The 17242-nt window shown below is 71.0% G+C and carries 17 protein-coding genes and 2 pseudogenes; 12 read left to right on the plus strand and 7 right to left on the minus strand.

Going from position 1 to position 17242, the window contains the following annotated elements; genetic code table 11:
- The first annotated feature begins 96 nt into the window (after positions 1 to 96).
- From ACLJPY_RS17365 to ACLJPY_RS17390, 6 genes are all read left to right on the plus strand, one after another.
- Positions 97 to 717 carry a hypothetical protein gene (locus tag ACLJPY_RS17365; protein WP_410589676.1) on the plus strand — a complete coding sequence of 207 codons (621 nt, stop codon included), beginning with the start codon at positions 97 to 99 and terminating at the stop codon, positions 715 to 717.
- A 20-nt stretch (positions 718 to 737) separates the two neighbouring features.
- On the plus strand, positions 738 to 1400 hold the full coding sequence (locus ACLJPY_RS17370; protein WP_410589677.1) for a Crp/Fnr family transcriptional regulator: 663 nt from the start codon (positions 738 to 740) through the stop codon (positions 1398 to 1400).
- Positions 1401 to 1484: 84 nt separating this feature from the next.
- Positions 1485 to 1757: a hypothetical protein gene (locus ACLJPY_RS17375; RefSeq protein ID WP_410589679.1), complete on the plus strand. Its 273-nt coding sequence runs from the start codon at positions 1485 to 1487 to the stop codon at positions 1755 to 1757.
- Positions 1754 to 2377: a hypothetical protein gene (locus tag ACLJPY_RS17380; protein ID WP_410589681.1), complete on the plus strand. Its 624-nt coding sequence runs from the start codon at positions 1754 to 1756 to the stop codon at positions 2375 to 2377. Before ACLJPY_RS17375 ends, ACLJPY_RS17380 begins: the two co-directional genes overlap by 4 nt.
- Before the next feature lie 64 nt (positions 2378 to 2441).
- The gene (locus ACLJPY_RS17385) at positions 2442 to 3698 is read left to right on the plus strand and encodes a glycosyltransferase (RefSeq protein WP_410589682.1); all 1257 of its coding nucleotides are present in this window, start codon (positions 2442 to 2444) and stop codon (positions 3696 to 3698) included.
- A complete protein-coding gene (locus ACLJPY_RS17390) occupies positions 3698 to 5581 on the plus strand; it encodes a glycosyltransferase family 39 protein (protein WP_410589683.1) in 1884 nt (627 codons plus the stop codon). Before ACLJPY_RS17385 ends, ACLJPY_RS17390 begins: the two co-directional genes overlap by 1 nt.
- 28 nt (positions 5582 to 5609) lie before the next feature.
- Here ACLJPY_RS17390 and ACLJPY_RS17395 read toward each other — a convergent pair.
- Positions 5610 to 5852: pseudogene (locus ACLJPY_RS17395) on the minus strand (nuclear transport factor 2 family protein); the annotation flags it as partial.
- 116 nt (positions 5853 to 5968) lie between these two features.
- On the opposite strand from ACLJPY_RS17395, the gene ACLJPY_RS17400 reads away from it, so the two are divergent.
- The 3 genes and pseudogenes from ACLJPY_RS17400 (at position 5969) to ACLJPY_RS17410 (ending at position 7410) form a co-directional block, all read left to right on the plus strand.
- Positions 5969 to 6679, plus strand: coding sequence for a PP2C family protein-serine/threonine phosphatase (locus ACLJPY_RS17400; protein ID WP_410589685.1), 711 nt, complete (start codon positions 5969 to 5971; stop codon positions 6677 to 6679).
- 183 nt (positions 6680 to 6862) lie between these two features.
- Positions 6863 to 7258, plus strand: a pseudogene (locus tag ACLJPY_RS17405) (class I SAM-dependent methyltransferase); the annotation flags it as partial.
- Positions 7171 to 7410, plus strand: coding sequence for a hypothetical protein (locus ACLJPY_RS17410; protein WP_410589686.1), 240 nt, complete (start codon positions 7171 to 7173; stop codon positions 7408 to 7410). The pseudogene ACLJPY_RS17405 and the gene ACLJPY_RS17410, both read left to right, overlap by 88 nt.
- Here ACLJPY_RS17410 and ACLJPY_RS17415 read toward each other — a convergent pair.
- Positions 7397 to 7873, minus strand: coding sequence for a DUF2127 domain-containing protein (locus ACLJPY_RS17415; protein WP_410589687.1), 477 nt, complete (start codon positions 7871 to 7873; stop codon positions 7397 to 7399). The two genes, ACLJPY_RS17410 and ACLJPY_RS17415, sit on opposite strands and share 14 nt — an antisense overlap.
- A 184-nt stretch (positions 7874 to 8057) precedes the next feature.
- Between ACLJPY_RS17415 and ACLJPY_RS17420 the strand changes: the two genes are divergently transcribed.
- The 3 genes from ACLJPY_RS17420 to ACLJPY_RS17430 are packed head-to-tail and all read left to right on the plus strand — an operon-like array spanning position 8058 to position 11216.
- Positions 8058 to 8327 (plus strand): hypothetical protein, encoded by a 270-nt coding sequence (locus ACLJPY_RS17420; RefSeq protein WP_410589688.1) that lies wholly within the window; start codon positions 8058 to 8060, stop codon positions 8325 to 8327.
- Complete coding sequence (locus tag ACLJPY_RS17425) at positions 8320 to 8931, plus strand: DUF6879 family protein (RefSeq protein ID WP_410589689.1); 612 nt, start codon at positions 8320 to 8322, stop codon at positions 8929 to 8931. Before ACLJPY_RS17420 ends, ACLJPY_RS17425 begins: the two co-directional genes overlap by 8 nt.
- Positions 8925 to 11216 (plus strand): ATP-binding protein, encoded by a 2292-nt coding sequence (locus ACLJPY_RS17430; protein ID WP_410589690.1) that lies wholly within the window; start codon positions 8925 to 8927, stop codon positions 11214 to 11216. The genes ACLJPY_RS17425 and ACLJPY_RS17430 overlap by 7 nt, the downstream gene beginning before the upstream one ends.
- A gap of 172 nt (positions 11217 to 11388) precedes the next feature.
- Here ACLJPY_RS17430 and ACLJPY_RS17435 read toward each other — a convergent pair whose 3' ends face one another.
- The 5 genes from ACLJPY_RS17435 to ACLJPY_RS17455 all read right to left on the minus strand — a co-directional run bounded on the left by ACLJPY_RS17435 (position 11389) and on the right by ACLJPY_RS17455 (position 17010).
- Positions 11389 to 11631: a hypothetical protein gene (locus ACLJPY_RS17435; RefSeq protein ID WP_410589691.1), complete on the minus strand. Its 243-nt coding sequence runs from the start codon at positions 11629 to 11631 to the stop codon at positions 11389 to 11391.
- Positions 11613 to 11807 (minus strand): zinc finger protein, encoded by a 195-nt coding sequence (locus ACLJPY_RS17440; RefSeq protein WP_410589692.1) that lies wholly within the window; start codon positions 11805 to 11807, stop codon positions 11613 to 11615. The genes ACLJPY_RS17435 and ACLJPY_RS17440 overlap by 19 nt, the downstream gene beginning before the upstream one ends.
- Before the next feature lie 103 nt (positions 11808 to 11910).
- Positions 11911 to 14253 carry a GH92 family glycosyl hydrolase gene (locus tag ACLJPY_RS17445; protein ID WP_410589694.1) on the minus strand — a complete coding sequence of 781 codons (2343 nt, stop codon included), beginning with the start codon at positions 14251 to 14253 and terminating at the stop codon, positions 11911 to 11913.
- Between the two features lie 143 nt (positions 14254 to 14396).
- Positions 14397 to 15182, minus strand: a complete 786-nt coding sequence (locus ACLJPY_RS17450; RefSeq protein WP_410589924.1) for a hypothetical protein — start codon at positions 15180 to 15182, stop codon at positions 14397 to 14399.
- A 379-nt stretch (positions 15183 to 15561) separates the two neighbouring features.
- Entirely contained in the window at positions 15562 to 17010 is a 1449-nt protein-coding gene (locus ACLJPY_RS17455; protein ID WP_410589695.1) for an amidohydrolase, read from the minus strand.
- Positions 17011 to 17242 lie beyond the last annotated feature (232 nt).

Here is a 17242-nt window from a genome sequence, read left to right on the forward strand (position 1 = left end):
GATAACACCGATTCATCTCAGTTGATCCCTCGACGCTCCACGTCTTACAGTATCCTTGACTGAACTTCAGTTTCATTCTGAAGGCAGGAGCGGGCCATGAATACTCCAGCGCAACACGTCCCCGTCCACCGGGCCATGGTGGCGGTCGACATCGAAGGCTCGACGACGCGGACCAACCCGGCTCGGGCCCGGCTCCGCACCGTCCTGTTCGAGCTGCTGGACGAGGCCTTCCTGGCCGGCGGGATCACCAAGAAGTTCCGCGACGGGTTCGTCGACCGCGGCGACGGCGCGCTGTGCCTGGTCCGGCCGGTCGACCAGGCGCCGAAACCGGTCCTGCTCACCACCGTCGTCCCGACCCTGGCGGAGCTGCTCGGGCGGCACGCCGAAAGCCATCCCGAGCTCGCCTTCCGGCTGCGGGTCGCCGTGCACGCCGGCGAGGTGCACTACGACAGCCGCGGCCCGTACGGCGAAGACGTCGACATCGTCTGCCGCTTCGTCGACGCGAACGAGCTCCGGCGGCAGCTGCGTATCACCGCCGCTCCCCTCGTGCTCGTCATTTCGCCGGAGATGCACCGGTCGGTCGTCCGGCACGGCTACCCGGGGATCGACCACACGGCGTACTTCCAGACCGTGCCGATCAAGGTCGGCAGCCAGCGGCTCCGCGGGTGGCTCCACATCCCGGCGGCCGCCCGCCGCCAGGAGGACATGCCCGCGTAGCGCGAAACGAGGTGGGGACCGTGGAACCGACCGGCTTCTGGGCCGAGCTCGCCCCGGCCGATCGCCGCGAGGTGACCGAGGCCGGCACGCGGCGCTCCTACCGGCGCGGGCAGATCGTGTGCCGGGAAGGCGACCCCTCCCGGGTCGCGCTCGTGCTGCTGTCCGGGCACGTGCGGATCGTGCACGGCACGCCGGACGGGCGCGAGGTCGTCGTCGGCGTGCGCGGGGCCGGTGACGTCATCGGGGAGCTCGCCGCCATCGACGATCTGCCCCGCTCGGCGACCGTCGAGGCCTTGGACGACCTCGACGTGCTGGAGGTTCCCGGCGACCGGTTCGCCGCGCTGTGCCGGACGCGGTCGCGGATCTCCTGGGCGCTGCTGCTCGTGCTCTCCGACCGCCTGCGGTCGGTGGCCCGCCAGTGGCTGGACGTCGGCAGCGGCGCCGCCGCGCGGCGGGTGGCCGCGCAGCTGATGCAGCTGGCCGTCCAGCACGGCGTGCCGTCCGGGGACGACATCCGGATCACCGTGCCCGCCACCCAGGCCGAGCTGGCGACGACCGCGGCGATGTCGCGGGAGTCCTGGGCGCGCGCGACGCGCGAGCTGCGGCGCCTCGGGGTGATCAGCACCGGCAGAAGACGGGTGACCGTCCACCGCATGGCCGAACTTCGACGACTGGCGAGCTGAATCCCGCGCTCTGTGTCAGCTGACACACAGGACTCGGCGAGCCGGCGGTTTCCTGGATCCACGGCATGTTCGAGGAGGGCTTTCATGGACCCCTACACCCCCGCTCCCGGCCGGAGCCGCTGGCGCCGCGGCGTCTACGCGGCCGGCATCGTCATCCCCTTCACCGCGTCCCAGGTGTGGGCGCTGCTGGTGCTGCTGCGCCTGGCCCCGCTCGACGGGCTCGTGGGGCAGGCCTTCGTCCTCGTGCTGCTCGGCTCCGCCGTCGCGATCTGGGCCGGCTGGCGGTGGACCTGGCAGCTCGGCCGCGACCGCGACGTCAAACCCGAGCCCGCCCCGAAGACCCGGATCCCGACATGACGTCCGGGCCGGTCATCGTCGCCGCCCTCGTGCTGGCCGCCGGTGCCGGACGGCTGCTGCGCCACCTCGGCGGCTCCCTGCGCCGCCGTCCGACCGAAAGGAGCACGGAAATGACCAGCGCACCACCGACCTTCCCGTTGCGGATCTACCACTGGCGGTGGGAAATCCTGGCCGTGACACTGCTCCCCTACGGCGTGGTGACCTTCGCCCTCCGGGCCGGTCCGCTGTGGGCGTCGGCGGTCCTCGTCGCCGTGCTCGGCGTGGCGGTGCTGCGGCGCCGCCAGGTGCGGGCCCGCGTCCACGCCATCCGGCTGCAGCACCGGCTGCGGGCGGTGTTCCCCCGGCTGCGGCTGCCCGGCGGCCGCCTGCCGGCCATCCTGTGGAGCCGCCCCCGCGGCGGGGACATCGTCGTCTCGCTGTACGGCCGCGAGGCGTTCGAGCACCTGCACCGCCACCGCACTGTGCTGGCCGCGGCCTGCTCGGTGCCCGAGGTGTACGTCGACCGGCACCCGAGGTACGCGAGCCTGGTGACGCTGACGATCAGCCCGACGGCTCCGCGGCGCGAGCCGGGTCGTGCGTCCCTGCCGAGCAACGTCGTGCCGCTGCGCGCGCACAGCTGAGCTGCACAGGAACCGCACAGAGAGAACACACGATCACCAAAGCGGCGGCCGCGACCGTGGGGGCATGACAGCCACCGCCCCCGCATCGCGGCCCGGGACCGGCCCGGTCGACCTGGCCGGTCCGCAGCCCGTTCTCGACGTCGTCATCCCGGTGTTCAACGAAGAAGCCGACCTCGAACCGTGCATCCGCCGGCTGCACGCCCACCTGGCCGCGCACGTCTCCTACCCGTACCGGATCACCGTCGCCGACAACGCGAGCACCGATGCGACGCTGCAGGTGGCCGAACGGCTCGCCCGGGAGTTCCCCGAGGTGGCCGTTCACCACCTCGACGAGAAGGGCCGCGGCCGGGCGCTCAACACCGTCTGGCGGGCCTCCGACGCCGCCGTGCTCGCCTACATGGACGTCGACCTCTCGACCGATCTCGCGGCGCTCGGCCCGCTCGTCGCGCCGCTGCTGTCCGGGCACTCCGATCTGGCCATCGGCAGCAGGCTCGCCCGGGGGGCGCGAGTGGTGCGCGGGCCGAAGCGCGAGTTCATTTCCCGTTGCTACAACCTGATCCTGCGCTCGACGCTCGCCGCGAAGTTCAGCGACGCGCAGTGCGGCTTCAAGGCCATCCGCGCCGACGTCGCCCGCGAGCTGCTGCCGCACGTCGTGGACACCGGCTGGTTCTTCGACACCGAGCTGCTCGTCCTGGCCCAGCGCGCCGGACTGCGGATCCACGAGGTGCCCGTCGACTGGGTCGACGACCCGGACTCGTCGGTCAACATCGTGCGCACCGCCACCGAGGACCTCAAGGGCATCGCCCGCGTCACGAAAGCGACGTTCACCGGGGAGATCCCGATCAGCCGGCTGCGCGAGCAGCTCGGCAGGCAGCCGATCGGGGTGGACGCGCCGGGTGTGCCGCCGCGGCTGGTGACGCAGCTGGTGCGGTTCGCCGCGATCGGCGTCAGCAGCACCCTCGCCTACCTCGTGCTGTTCCTGCTGCTGCGCACGGTCGTCGGCGCGCAGCCGGCGAACTTCGCCGCGCTGCTGGTGACGGCGATCGGGAACACGGCGCTGAACCGGCGGCTCACGTTCGGCATCCGCGGCCGCGCCGGCGCCGGGCGGCACCAGTTCGAAGGGCTGCTCGTCTTCGGCCTCGGGCTCGCGCTGACCAGCGGCTCGCTGGCCCTGCTCAACGGATCCACCACCCCCGGCCTGGTCCTGGAGATCACCGTGCTCGTGCTGGCGAACCTCGCCGCCACGGTGCTCCGGTTCCTGCTCCTGCGCGGCTGGGTGTTCCACCCCCGCCGCCAGGCGACCACCCCGAAGGAGTACTGATGACCGCCGTCCTGCCCGCCTCGGTTTCCGAACCCCGGCACCGCAAGGAGTCCGCCGCGCACGCACCACCGCGCTGGGTGCGTCCGGCGGTGTCCGGGCTGCTGGCCGCGACCGCGGTGCTGTACTTCTGGAACCTGACCGCCTCCGGCTACGGCAACTCGTTCTACGCCGCCGCCGTCCAGTCCGGGACGCAGAGCTGGAAGGCGTGGCTGTTCGGGTCGCTGGACTCGGGCAACGTGCTGACTGTCGACAAACCGCCCGCGGCCCTGTGGGTGGACACGGCGTTCGCCCGGATCTTCGGCTTTTCGAGCTTCACCGTGCTGGCGCCGCAAGCGCTGATGGGCGTTGCGTCCGTCGGGATCCTCTACCTGACGGTGAAGCGGGCTTCCGGTCCGGCCGCCGGGCTGCTGGCCGGCGCGGTGCTGGCCGTGACGCCGGTCGCGGCGCTCATGTTCCGCTTCGACAACCCGGACGCGCTGCTGGTGCTGTTGATGGTGGCGGGCGCGTACTTCGTCGTCCGCGCCACGGAAAAGGCGAGCCCGCGGTGGCTGGCGCTGGCCGGAGTCGCGATCGGGTTCGGCTTCCTGACGAAGATGCTGCAGGCGTTCCTGGTGCTGCCGGCGTTCGGCCTGGTGTACCTGATCGCGGCGCCGGCGTCGCTCGGCAAGCGGCTGCTGCACCTCGGCGGCGCGGTGGTGGCGCTGGTCGTCTCGGCGGGCTGGTTCATCGCGCTGGTGGACCTGTGGCCGGCGTCGTCGCGGCCCTACATCGGCGGGTCCGAGGGGAACAGCCTGCTCGAACTCGCGTTGGGCTACAACGGTTTGGGTCGCATCTTCGGCGGCGAAGGCAACGGCGGCGGCATGGGCGGCAACACCGGCTTCGGCGGGTCGACGGGCCTGTTCCGGATGTTCGGCGCCAGCTTCGGCACGGAGATTTCGTGGCTGCTGCCGGCGGCGTTGCTCGGTCTGGTCGCCGGGCTCTGGTTCACGCGCCGGGCGCCGCGGACGGACCCCACCCGGGCGGCGCTGGTGCTGTGGGGCGGCTGGCTGGTGGTGACGGCGCTGGTGTTCAGCTTCATGAGCGGCACCGTGCACCCGTACTACTCGGTGGCGCTGGCCCCGGCGATCGCCGCGCTGGTCGCGATCTCCGGCCGCGCGCTGTGGCAGGGCCGGGCGCACCTGGCGCCGCGGGCGGTGCTGGCCGGGATGGTCGTGGTGACGGCGGTGTGGTCGTTCATCCTGCTGGACCGGACACCGGAGTGGTTCCCGGCGTTGCGCTGGATCGTCGCGGTGCTCGGGGTGCTGGTGGGCACGGTGCTGGCGATGGGCGTGCCGGCGTCCCGCCGCGTGGTGGCGGTCGTGGCGACGGCGGTCGTCTTGACGATCGGCGTGTCGTCGGCGGCTTACGGCGTCGAGACGGCTTCGGTGGCGCACGGCGGCTCGATCCCGGCTTCCGGCCCGACGTCGGACGGCTTCGGTGGCGGCGTCGGCGGCGGTTTCGGTGGCGGTTTCGGTGGCGGTTTCGGTGGCAGCTTTGGCGGCGGCTTCGGTGGCGGCGATTCCGCTTCGGGCGCGATCGGTTCGCTGCTGGCGAAGACGACGACGAAGTGGGCCGCGGCGACCACGGGTTCGCAGAGCGCGGCTTCACTGGAACTGGCGAGCGGCAAGGCGGTGATCGGCATCGGCGGCTGGAGCGGCTCGGACCCGGCGCCGACGCTGGCGGAGTTCAAGGCGTACGTGGCTGCCGGCGAGGTGAAGTACTACATCGAGGGTGGCCGCGGCGGCGGTCCCGGCGGCGGTTCGTCGGACATCACGGAGTGGGTGACGGCCACCTTCACCGCGACGACGGTCGACGGGCAGACGGTTTACGACCTGCAGAGCTGAAAGTTCCGCGAAGGGGCCGTGGGTTCGCTCACGGCCTCTTCGTGGTGCGCAGGTGGTGACTGACGTCCCCGACGAGGTCCACCGTCACCCGGCGTTCGGCGAACCGCCAACCGCCCTCGTCTCGGGTGAAGCGGTCCTCGTACCGGCCCGCCGCGATCGTCTGCAGCGGCAACCCGGGAACCGCTTGCAGCACCGTGAAGTACGCGCTGCCCGACGCGGACGAGCCGGACACCTCGAGCGCCACGTTCGTCGTGACGTGTTTCGTGCGCGGAGTCCCGTCCTCGCCTTGCTGTCGTCCACCGAATGATCTTACGTCGACCGGAAAGTCTCAGCCGCCGCTTAGGTTCGGCGCGGATCATGGGTGGCAGAGGTGCTGAGGAGGCCGCGATGATCACGACACGTCCGGGTTACCCGCGCTGGCACACCGCGAGCGCGCAGGGGCCGCGCTCGCTCAACGCCGACGCCGTCGCGGCGTACGCCCCCGCCGGTGGGTCCGGCATCGCGTTCGCCTTGGCCGACGGAGTCGGGGACGATCCGGCCGCCGCGCGCGCCGCCCGGATCGCCGCCGCGGCCGCCGCGCGCACCTCGGTCCACAAAGGACCGGTGGCGGCGGTGCTCGCCGCCCAGCGGGCGGTGCGCGAGCAGACCCTCGGGGACGCCGTGCTCGTCGTCGCCATGCCGGCCGGGCCCGGCGGGTACCGCATCGCCTGGGTCGGCGACGCCCGCGCGTACGCCTGGGACGGCACCACGCTGAGCCGCCTGACCACCGACCACACCCTCGCGGAGTTCTTCCGCGCCCGCCACCAGCCGGTGACGCCGCGGATGGAGCACGTCGTCACCACGAGCGTCCGCACGGCCGGAGTCCACGAAATCGGCACGACTGAGTCGGCCACGACGGGCCTGCTGCTGACCAGCGACGGCGTCCACAAACCGCTCACCGGCAGCGGCATCCGCGCGGTACTGGCCCAGCCGGGCACGGGGGCGGCCGAACTGGTCGACGCAGCCCTGTCCCGCGGCGGCTCGGACAACGCGACCGCCCTCTACGTCGAACCCCTGGAGGTCGACAGCACCACGGTCCGGTTTCCCGTCGCCGCGTGAACCCGGCCCGAGGTAGGACGGCCGTTCCGGTCTTGACTTGATGCCGACTTTAAGTGCTTCGCTGCCTTCATGGGAATCACGGAGAAGATGCTGGACCGCGGCCTGCGATGGTGGGGCCGGCACGGCGGCCCGGCGCAGTTCCACCGGCCGACGGGGGCCGCCGGGCACGTCGCCGGCTGGGTCATGGGCCACCGCTCGTCCAACGTGGCGCGCAACCGGTGGGCAGCCGGGCTGCTCGATGTCCGCCCGACCGACCGCGTGCTCGAAGCCGGGTGCGGTCCGGGGGTGGCGCTCGCCGCCTTGGCCGCCCGCGCAACCCGGGGCACGGTGGTCGGCGTCGATCACTCCCCGGTCATGATCCGCCAGGCCCGCCGCCGCAACCGGGCCGCCGTCCGGGCCGGCCGGGTGCACCTGTTCTGCACGCCGGTCGAAGACCTGGCCCTCCGCACTGAGCCGTTTGACGCCGCGCTGGCGGTCAACACGGTCGGCATGTGGCCCGACGCGGCGGCCCGGCTTCGCGATATCGCCCGGCTGCTACGGCCCGGTGGCCGGATCGCGCTGGTGTCGCAGCCCCGCTGCCCCGGCGCGTCCGCGGCCACTTCCGCGGCCGCGCCGGCGCCGAGCTGGCCGGGTTGCTCACCGAAGCCGGGTTCGAAGATCTCCGGACCGAGCTGCTCGACCTCGACCCGCCGGTGGCGTGCGTCCTCGGCGTGCGGCCTAACCGCGCTTGAGCTGCCGGTACTCCCGCAGCACGAGGACGATGATCACGACGTCGAGCGCGGCGAAGAACGGCAGCGCGATCGAGTGGGTGTGCACCGCGCGGAAGATCTCGTACACCACGAACGCGGCCAGGATGATCGCCGCGACCGGGTAGGCGCGGACGATCTTGCGGGCCAGCGCCCACACCAGGCCGAGCTTGATCAGGCCGTGGGCCAGCAGGTACGCCACCGCGAACGTCTTCGTGTCGCCGTGGAGGAAGTTCTCCGTGGCCAACTCCAGGTGGCGCGCCAGCGTGCCCGACGGGTCGCCGAGCAGGTCGCGGGTGATGACCGCGTGGGTGAACCCGCTGACGGTCGCCGCCGGGACGAACGCGAGGATCAGGGCCCCGACCACCTGCAGGGCGCCGTCGAGGCCCTTGATCGCGATCGCGATCCGGAAGAACCGCTCGGTCACCGTCGGTTTCGTCTCGGACATTCGGCCCTCCTTCCGGTGCCCACTCTGCCCCAACCACGGAGCGTTCGCACGCCCGGGCACAGCCGCCCGAACAGGGGACATTTAGTGGTCAGAGCCTCGAATTGGCGCCCAATTCATTGCCAACGGACCAAGATCATCTCTATGCTGTAATTTCCGTTCGCCGGCGAAAGAAGGGGAGCGTGCGATGCCGCGTCTGTGGGAAGCCGATCCGAACGCATCGTTCAAACGTCGTCTCGGGAAGTCCGCGATCGAACTCGACCGGACCAACAACGACCCCACCTGCCCGGATATCTGGGAACTTTCGAACGGGGACGTGGCGATCATCGGCCGCGACCTCACGTCGGGCTATGCGACGCGATTACCCGACGGTGTAAGCATCGGTGCCGACGAGCGGCTGGTCGTCATTCCGGGCATCATGATGCGCACGGCCAAGGGGGACATCCCCGATGCATAAACCCCTCGTCACCCTGCCCGGTGATCGGCTGACACCGGACGAGTACCTCGCCGACCACGCCGAGAACTTCTGGCGCAGCGACGCCGGCGGGTGCTGGAAGCTCGAGCGGCAACAGCACTTCGTCGAGAGCGACGACACGAGCTGGGACGCCTTCAACGCGGGCGATTGGCCCAGGGCCTTGCAGCTCTTGGAGGAGCGCAGGCAGAAAATCGCCGACTACGAAAACCGCATCGCCCGGCACGGGTTCGCGGTGCGGCGAGCGCGGGTCGTGGAAGAACCGATCAGCCCGTATTTGCTCTGGGAGCTGAACTCGCTGCACGTGCGGCGGCAGGTAGGCGGAAAGATCAGGGTGATCGGTGGTGACGCCGTGGCGGACGCCGAACGCGAGGAAGTGCTGCCGGAGCTGTTCATCCTCGGCGGAAAGGTCATTTACCAGGTCCTGTACTCCGAAAACGGTGAATTGGAGGGCGCGCTCAGATCCGAGGACCGCGAGCTGATCCGCCGCTGGACAGCGACCGTCCGGCACCTCTACGACCACGGCGAAGACCTCGCCACGTTCTTCGCCAGGAAGGTCGCCGGGCGTCGACCTGACCCGGCGTGGTGAACCCGCCGACGGCCCGGGACGAGCCGCCGGGCCCCGTTCCCCGCCAGCTGCCCGCCGACGTGCGCGGTTTCGTGAACCGGATCGACGACCTGGCGCGGCTCGACCAGCTCGTCGACGACAGCGCCGCCTCCGGTGCGGCGATCGTCGTCGTCGGCACGGCGGGCGTCGGCAAGACCTCCCTGGCGGTGCACTGGGCCCACCGGATCCGCGACCGGTTCCCGGACGGCCAGCTGTACGTCAACCTCCGCGGCTACGACCCCGGGCCGCCGATCACGCCCCACGAGGTGCTCGAGCGCTTCCTCCACGCGCTCGGCACCCCCGGCGCGGCGGTGCCGGCCGACCTCGAATCGCGAGGCGCGCTGTTCCGGTCGCTCCTGTCCGGCCGGCGCGTGCTCGTGGTGCTGGACAACGCCGCGACGGTCGGCCAGGTCCGGCCGTTGCTCCCCGGCAACAGCGAGTGCCTCGTGCTCGTGACCAGCCGGAGCAGCCTGACGGGGCTCGTGGCCCGTGACGGCGCCCACCGGCTCAGCTTGCGGGTCCTCACGGAGACCGAGGCGACCGAGTTGATCCAGCGCATCACCTCCGGCTACCGCGACCAGGACGACACCGCGGACGTCGCCGAACTGGCCGGGTTGTGCGCGCGGCTCCCCCTGGCGCTGCGGATCGCCGCCGAACGAGCGATCAACCGGCCGTGGCTGCCGCTGCGGGATCTCATCTCGGAACTGCGTGAGGAATCCGCGCTGTGGGACGAACTGACGGCCGATGACGACGACGAGTCCGACGCGATCCGCACCGTTTTCGCCTGGTCGTACCGGGCGCTGACCGCCGAAGCGAGCCGGATGTTCCGCCTGCTCGGTCTCCACCCGGGCGCGGGGTTTTCGCTCGGCGCCGCCGCCGCCCTCGCCGGCCGGTCGCCCGCCGGCACCCGGCGGATCCTGGACAACCTGGTCGGTGCGCACCTGCTCGAACAGCCCCAGGCCGATCAGTACGAGTTCCACGACCTGCTCCGGATGTACGCCAGTGACCAGGCCCGCGCCGACGAGGACGCCGACACGACGTTGGCCGCCGCGCGCCGGGTGCTGCTGTGGTACCTCCACGGCGCTCTCGGCCTGCGAGACCAGGTCGGCTCCGGCACGTTGCCGTGGATCCCGGCCGCGCTCGAGCCGGACGTCATCCCGCCGCGGTTCTCCGACCGGGCGAGCGCGCTCGCCTGGTACCGGCAAGAGCGCGAGACGCTCGTCCGCGCCGTGCGCACGGCCGACGACCTGGAGCAGTCCGACCTCACGTGGCAGCTTCCCGTCGCGTTGTACCCGGTCTACGCCGAGCACAACCACTTCGACGACTGGATCGAAACCAGCACCACCGCGCTGCGGGTCGTCCGCCGGCTCGGGAACCGCGTCGCGGAAGCGGAAGTGCTGGAGAGCCTGGGCAAAGCGCACACCCAGCACTTCGACCGGCAGTACGGGATCCGGTTGCAGTCGGCCGCGTTGCGCTTGCGCCACGAACTCGGCGACACGCGCGGCGAATTGAACTCGGCCAACGCACTCGGGCTCGCCCGGCTGCGTGCGCGTGACTTGCTTGCCGCCCGCGAGTTGTTCGACCGGGTGGCGACGCTGGCCGAGACGCTCGAAGAGCCGTACTGGCTGGCCGTGGCGACCAACAACGTCGCCAACGTCGATCTCGAACTCGAATCGTTCGACCGGGCGCAGCAAGCGCTGACTGCCGCGCTGACCCGGTTTCGCCGGCTGGGCGATCGCGGCGGCGAAGGCGACGCTCTACGGGGTCTCAGCCGCGCGAACCGCGAGTTGGACCAGCCCGCACAGGCGGACGAGTACATCCGTGCCGCGGTGACGATCGCGCGAACCGACGAGAACGCGGCGCGCGAAGCGTTCTGGCTGCTCGAAGCGGGCCGCGTGCAGATCGATCTCGGCCAACCAGCCGAAGCCCTCGAGACGTTCCAGCGTTCGGCAGCGCTCCAACGGCAACTCGGTGACCGCGCCCGTGAGGCGGAAGCCCTGGATGCGACCGGGGTGGCGTACCGGGCGATGGGGCGACCCGAAGAGTCCGTGCAGTTCTGTCGCCGGGCGGCTGCGATGCTGCGCGAGCTGGACGAGAACTGGCTGCTCGCGCTCGCTCTCGACCATCTCGGCGCCGCGCTGGCCGACGTCGGCGAACGGCCGGAAGCCGATGCGAGCCGCCGGGAGGCACTCACCCTGTTCGGACGGTTCCCGGACCCACGGGCCCAGCGTTACCGAGCTCGGCTATCGGCGTTGCTGACCGCGTGAGGCACTTTTCGCACCGTTCGTAGCGCACTGTCCGCAGTGTCGGGTCCTTCCCGTAGAACGGGAAACAAGCCGCGCCGCAGAGGGCGAGGAAGATCGGCCCGCACCGGAGGGGGTGCGGGCCGACCTGGTGGGCGACGGCGAGGGCGCGCCGCCGCGCGCCCGCTTCGGGGAGCTAGCCGTCCTCCGGGAGGCCGGCGCGGACCTCGGCGTCGAGCTCGTCAGCTCGGGCGATGAGGTCCGCGCCGAGGTCGGCGAGGCGCTCCCCGAGGTCGCGGAGGATGTCGGGCCGCGGCGCCTCCTCCCCGACCGTCCTGGCCAGCCACGCCACGTCGGGGGCGAGCGAGGCGTGCAGGTCGCGGATGCGCTCCAGCAGCCGCAGGTCCCGATCGGCATCGGTCAGCACCGCGCGAGCCACGCCGCCTCGCATTCGGTGCAGGTCGGGTCGAACCAATGACCGCCGAGCTGCGGAACGTCGCGCACCGCGACGGTCACTTCTTCCCCGCACAAAGCCACGAACCGTTCCTCCGGACGCGGCGGGAACACGCCGTCGAGCGCGTGCCGCTTTCCCTCCGCTTGCTGCCACCTCAACATGAGTTCCATTGAAACTGTCCCGCCCGGCGGACACCAACACGCGAAAGGTCGGTGTCCGGCCGGGTCAGGAATTCGCCGGGGGCGGCGGGAAGGTCACCTCGGGCTACACCGCGGGCGGCGCCGCCTGCGTGCCCCACGCCGTGGGCGTGTCACTCAAGGAGAAGCGGATCTTCCCCGCGCGCAACAGATCCGCGTGGGAGATCCAGCTGCGGCCGTAGCTCCCGTGTCCGATCCGGACGTCCTTTGTGTACTGCAGCTTCGCCGCGCTCGCGCCCGGGGCCTCGATCTCGATCTTGCGGCCGCCGTCCGGGTGGATCTCGACCTTCTCGAACATCGGCGTGCTGAGCAGGTACGTCCCCGATCCCGGCTGGGCTTCGAAGACGCCCGTCATGCCGAAGACGAGCCATGACGAGATGGTACCGAGGTCGTCGTTGCCCGGCATGCCGTACGGCGTGTCCGTGAACAGCGTGCGCGCCGCCCGCAGTACGGCCGACGTCTTCCACGGCGCACCCGTCCAGCTGTACATCCAGGGCGCGTGCAGGTCGGGCTCGTTGTTCGGGTTGAACGCGAAGTTGTTGTGGTAGTCGTACGCGCCGTGGACCCAGGAGTCTTTGGCCGCCTTCGCCGGGTCGGTGAGCAGCAGCGGCGTGTCGAAGAACGTGTCGAGCCGCTTCTCCGCCTGCGCCGGGCCGCCCATCAGGCCGAACAGCTTCGCGGTGTCCTGCTGGGCCAGCCACTGGTACTGCCACGGCGTGCCCTCGTGGAAGCCGACGGACTGCGCGGGATCGGGGTCGCCGACGCCCGTGCCGTCCGCCGCGCGGGTGCGCGGGAAGCCGGTGAACCCGTGGGATTCGACACTCGTGTCCCACAGCTTGGCAAAGTTGCCGCAGCGGGCCCGCAGCGTCGCCGCCTTTTCGCGGTAGCCGAGGCCGGACGCCATGGTCGACAGGGCGCAGTCGGCGAGGGCGTACTCGAGGGTCGCCGAACCGGCCTGGCGCGTGTCGCCGTAGGTGTAGCCCGGCAGGTCCTGGTAGCCGATCCAGCCGTTCTGCACGTAGGTCGGGTTGCCGTCGCGGCCGCGGAAGACCGACTGGTCCGCCGGCACCTCGTTGGCGTTGCGCCACAGCGCGTCGAACAGCTGACGCGCGGTCTTGTCGTCGAGCAGGCCGCGGCGGTAGTTGTCGACCACCCACGGCGTGACGGGGTCGCCGCTCATCACGTTCGTTTCGCCGCCGGCCAGCGCCCAGCGCGGGACCCAGCCGCCGTCCTGGTAGATCTTGAGGACGGACTTGGTCATGTCCGCGGCCTTGTCCGGGTGCAGCAGCGCGACCAGCTGGTTCTGCGAGCGGTAGGTGTCCCACAGCGAGAACATCTGGTAGTAGGTGTCGCGGCTGCGGTGCACGGCGTCGTCGAAGCCGCGGTACGCGCCGTCCACATCGGACCCGACGGACGGGTGCAGGAGCGACCGGTAGAGCGCGCTGTAGTACGTCCGCTGGTCGGCGGTGGTCCCGCCGGCGACGCGCATCCGGTCGAGCTCGTCGCGCCACGTGTCGCGGGCGGCTTTGCGCGCCTTGTCGAACGACTTCGGCTGCTCGGCGGTCCGGTTGAGCCGGGCGCCGTCGACGGAGGTGTAGGAGAGGCCGACGGAGGCACCGACCTGGTTCTTGTCCGTTCCGAAGGTGAGCCAGGCGCCGGTGCGCTGCGAGCCGAGCTTCGCGTCACGCCGGTTCGGCGTCAGCGTGTCGTCGGTCCAGGTGCCGAAGCTCGTGAACTTGCGGTCGAACTTGGCGCTGAAGAAGTCCTTGTACCGCTCCTTCTGCGTCTCCCAGCAGAAGTTGCCGCCCTGCAGCCAGCCTTCGACGGTGTCGTCCCCGACGACGTGGACGTCGCCGGCGTAGGTGTAGCCGTTGCTCTCACCGACCTCGATGAGGACGTTTTCGCTGGTACTGGCCGGGAAGGTGTAGCGGTGCTGGCCGGTGCGCTGGGTGGCGGTGAGCTCGGCTTCGATGCCGTTGGCGAGCTTGACGCCGTAGTACCCGGGCTGGCGGACTTCGTCGGCGTGACTGAACTTGGCGCCGTACTTCGCGGGATCGCTCGTGGTGACGGCGCCGGTGGTCGGCATGAACCGGAAGTTGCCCATGGTCTGGCAGCCGACGCCGGAGAGGTGGGTGTGGCTGAAGCCGAGCGTGGTGTCCTGCGCGTAGTCGTAGGACGCGTACTTCTTGAGCTGGGTGTCCGGGCTGAGCTGGACCATCCCGAAGGGCGTGGTGGCGCCGGGGAAGGTGGTGCCGTCGCCGTTGTTGCCGATCGAGGTGTCGACGAGGGTGGTGGGATCGCCGGCGAACCGGGCTTCCGCTTCGGCCGGCGTCGCGAGGGCCATCGTGGTGGCCGCGGCGAGCAGGGTGGCCAGGACGCGCGTCCTCGCTGGTGAGGTGAACCGCCTCATCCGTGTCCTCCTGACAACGTTGTCACATGCACGGTGGGATCTTTTCCGTTGTCCGGTGGACAAATCAAGCCCCCGGCCGCAAGCGCCCCAATGTGGCCTTGGTTGCGTCAGACGCACCGAAGGCCACATTGGGGCGCTCGGGGTCAGGGACGGGAGGTGACCGGCGGACGTGGGCGAGCGCAGGCTGCGGCGTACGTGTCGCGCAGTTCGGCGATCACCGCCCGGGGTTCGGTCCGGAGGCGACTCGGAAGCGTCTGCAGACACACGATCCCCGCCGCCGAATATCGCGCGTTGCGGGCCAGCGTCGACGCGTAGTGATTCCCGCCCTCGTGATACTTGCGCGAGTCGATCTCCCAGGCGAACGCCACGTCTTCACACCATGCGTCCGGCTTCGAGACGAAGCGGCCGTGCTGATCGAAGACGTTGACGTTCCATTCGGCCGGCGGCAGACCCGAAAGCTTCCAGATCTCCCAGGCGTCACCTTCGGCCACCGATTCCGCGCCGGCAAGGAGCGCTTGGAGTGCCCGCCGCGGGATCGCGGAACCGCGCTGGCTGCCACGACACAGCTCACGATCGAGTTGTTCCGGAGTGCACTTCCGTCGCTGCACCGCTTCGGCGAGCATTCCCTGCACGGTGTCGAAGTCCCGGATACGACGGGCGCCGTCCAGCACGGCCCGGTGGACGGGCGCGATCGGCAAGCCGTCGCGACTTACGGCGTTCGGTAGCCGGGTAGTGCGCTCCACGACAGCGAAGCCCGCACTGGTGACCTCGCGTTCATGCGGCACCAGAAGGTGGACATCGCTCGGAGCAGGCACTTCACGCAGGCCATGCCGGCGCAGAGCCCAAAGGCCCGTGATCATGGAGTCCTCACCGCCTCGCAACAGACCGGCTCTCAGCCGTTGCTCATCAGTGGGTTCCGACGGGTGCAGCAGGATCACGCCAGGCAACAGCCGACGCCATGGCCCGCCGGGTAGACATCGCCGGTAGATGCTGCTGCGGGGCATGCCGATCTCTTCGAGTTCGGCGACTCGCACGACGTCCGGGCTGTCCGAGCGGCCCGTGACAAGCGGGTGTTTGGTCCAGGTTGGTCTTTGCATGCCGGCGATGATGGCCACCACGTCCGACAAATTCTTGCCGCGGTCCCCCGCGAACGGAGGATTCCGGTCATTTTCGTCCGGAATCCTCCGTTCGCGGTGCCCGGACTCAAGCGCCCCAAGGCGGCCTTCGGTGCGTCAGACGCACCGAAGGCCGCCTTGGGTGCGTCTCACGCACCGAAGGCCACTTTGGGGCGCTTGGGGCGGGTGTGGATCAGACCTGGTGGGTCACGTGGCCGTCGACGATCGTGGCCGTCACCGGGATGTTGCGCAGGTCCGCCGGGGACAGCGCCGACGGGTCCGTCGCCGTCACCACCAGGTCCGCCACGTCGCCCACCACCACGCCGCGGCGGCCGCCGGATGACGACGCCAGTGCGTCGGTGAACGGGATCGCCTGTTCCGGGTGCCACGGCGGGCGGTCGTCGTCCGTCCGGGAAATCGCCGATGCCATTCCGTCCCACGGGTCCAGCGGGGCCACCGGGGCGTCCGAGCCGAACTCCAGGCGGGCGCCCGACTCCAGCAGCGACCGGTACGGGAACGCCCGCTCCGTGCGGCCGTGCCAGTGGCGGTCCGCGACGTCGCGGTCGTCGGGCTGGTGGGACGGCTGGACCGCCGCGATCACGCCCAGCTCGGCGAACCGCGGGACGTCCGCCGATGACAGCAGCTGTGCGTGCTCGATGCGGCCCGGGCAGCCGATCTCCTCGAACGCGTCCAGCGCGATCGTGTTCGCCCGGTCGCCGATCGCGTGCACCGCCGGCAGGAGCCCGTGGTCGAACGCGCGCTGCATCAACGGGATCAGCTCCGACGGCGGCAGTTCCAGCGAGCCCGGCGAATCGACGCCGGGGTACGGGTCGTGGCAGTAGGCCGTGCGGGTGTTGAGCGAGCCGTCCACGAAGAGCTTGAACGGCCCCACTGTCAGCCGCCCGCCCGAATCCGGGAGGACGTCGCCGGTGCGGAGGCCGCGTTCGATGGTCCGGTCCAGCAGGTGCTTGGCGATCACGCACGAGATCCGCGCCGCCGGGGCGCCGCGGCGGGTCCAGTCCGCCACTGTGTCCGCGTACTCGTAGTCCACGAGCTGCGTCACGCCGCGCGCGGCCGCCGCGGAAACCGCTTCCGCGACCCAGCGGTCCTGGACGTCGATCGCCGCCGTCGGGAGCTGGGCCGTCGCGCTCATGCAGTCGCCCTCCAGCAGCACGCCCGTCGGGTGGTCGCGGCCGATCAGCTTCAGCGCCGCCGGGCTCAGCCACAGCGTGTGCAGGTCCGCGGCGAACAACGCCACCGCACGCCCGGGCAGCGCCCGCTGCAGGAGGTCCTTGTGCGGCCGGTCGGGCCACAGCGCGTCGCGGAACCCCGCGCCCACGACGAGTTCCGTCTGCGGCGCCGGCGTCGCCAGCAGGTGCGCGAGCAGCAGCTCGATCGCCTCCCCCGCCGAGCGCGCCGCGTCCAGGGGGATGCGCCGCCGGGACGTCGCCCACTGCACGAGGTGGACGTGCGCGTCGACCAGTCCCGGCAGCAGCGTCCCGCCGTGCCCGTCGACGACCCGCGCGGCGAACCCGGTCGACCCCGGCTCGGTGATCGAGGTGATCCGCCCGTCGTTCACGCGGACGTCGGCGAGGTCGCCGCCGAGCCCCGGCCGGACGCGGCGCAGCAGGAGATCATCCATGCGGACCACCTTGCCAGCCCGACCCGTCCGGGTGAAGCACGGCTTGAGATGGGAAATATCCGGGTACCGGTTACTGTTGAAATACAAGGCAGCCGTCGCCCGCCGAAGGGTCAGGGCCGGTCAGGAGCGCCGCCTTCACAAGCCGCGCAGGGTTCGACTCCCTCGGTTGCCACGCGAGCCTCGGGGCGAGGCCTGTGCGCGAAAAGCGCGCACCGGCCTCGCCTCGCGGTGT

Source organism: Amycolatopsis sp. lyj-23 (assembly GCF_046549135.1).
In the GTDB taxonomy this organism is placed as follows: Bacteria; Actinomycetota; Actinomycetes; order Mycobacteriales; family Pseudonocardiaceae; genus Amycolatopsis.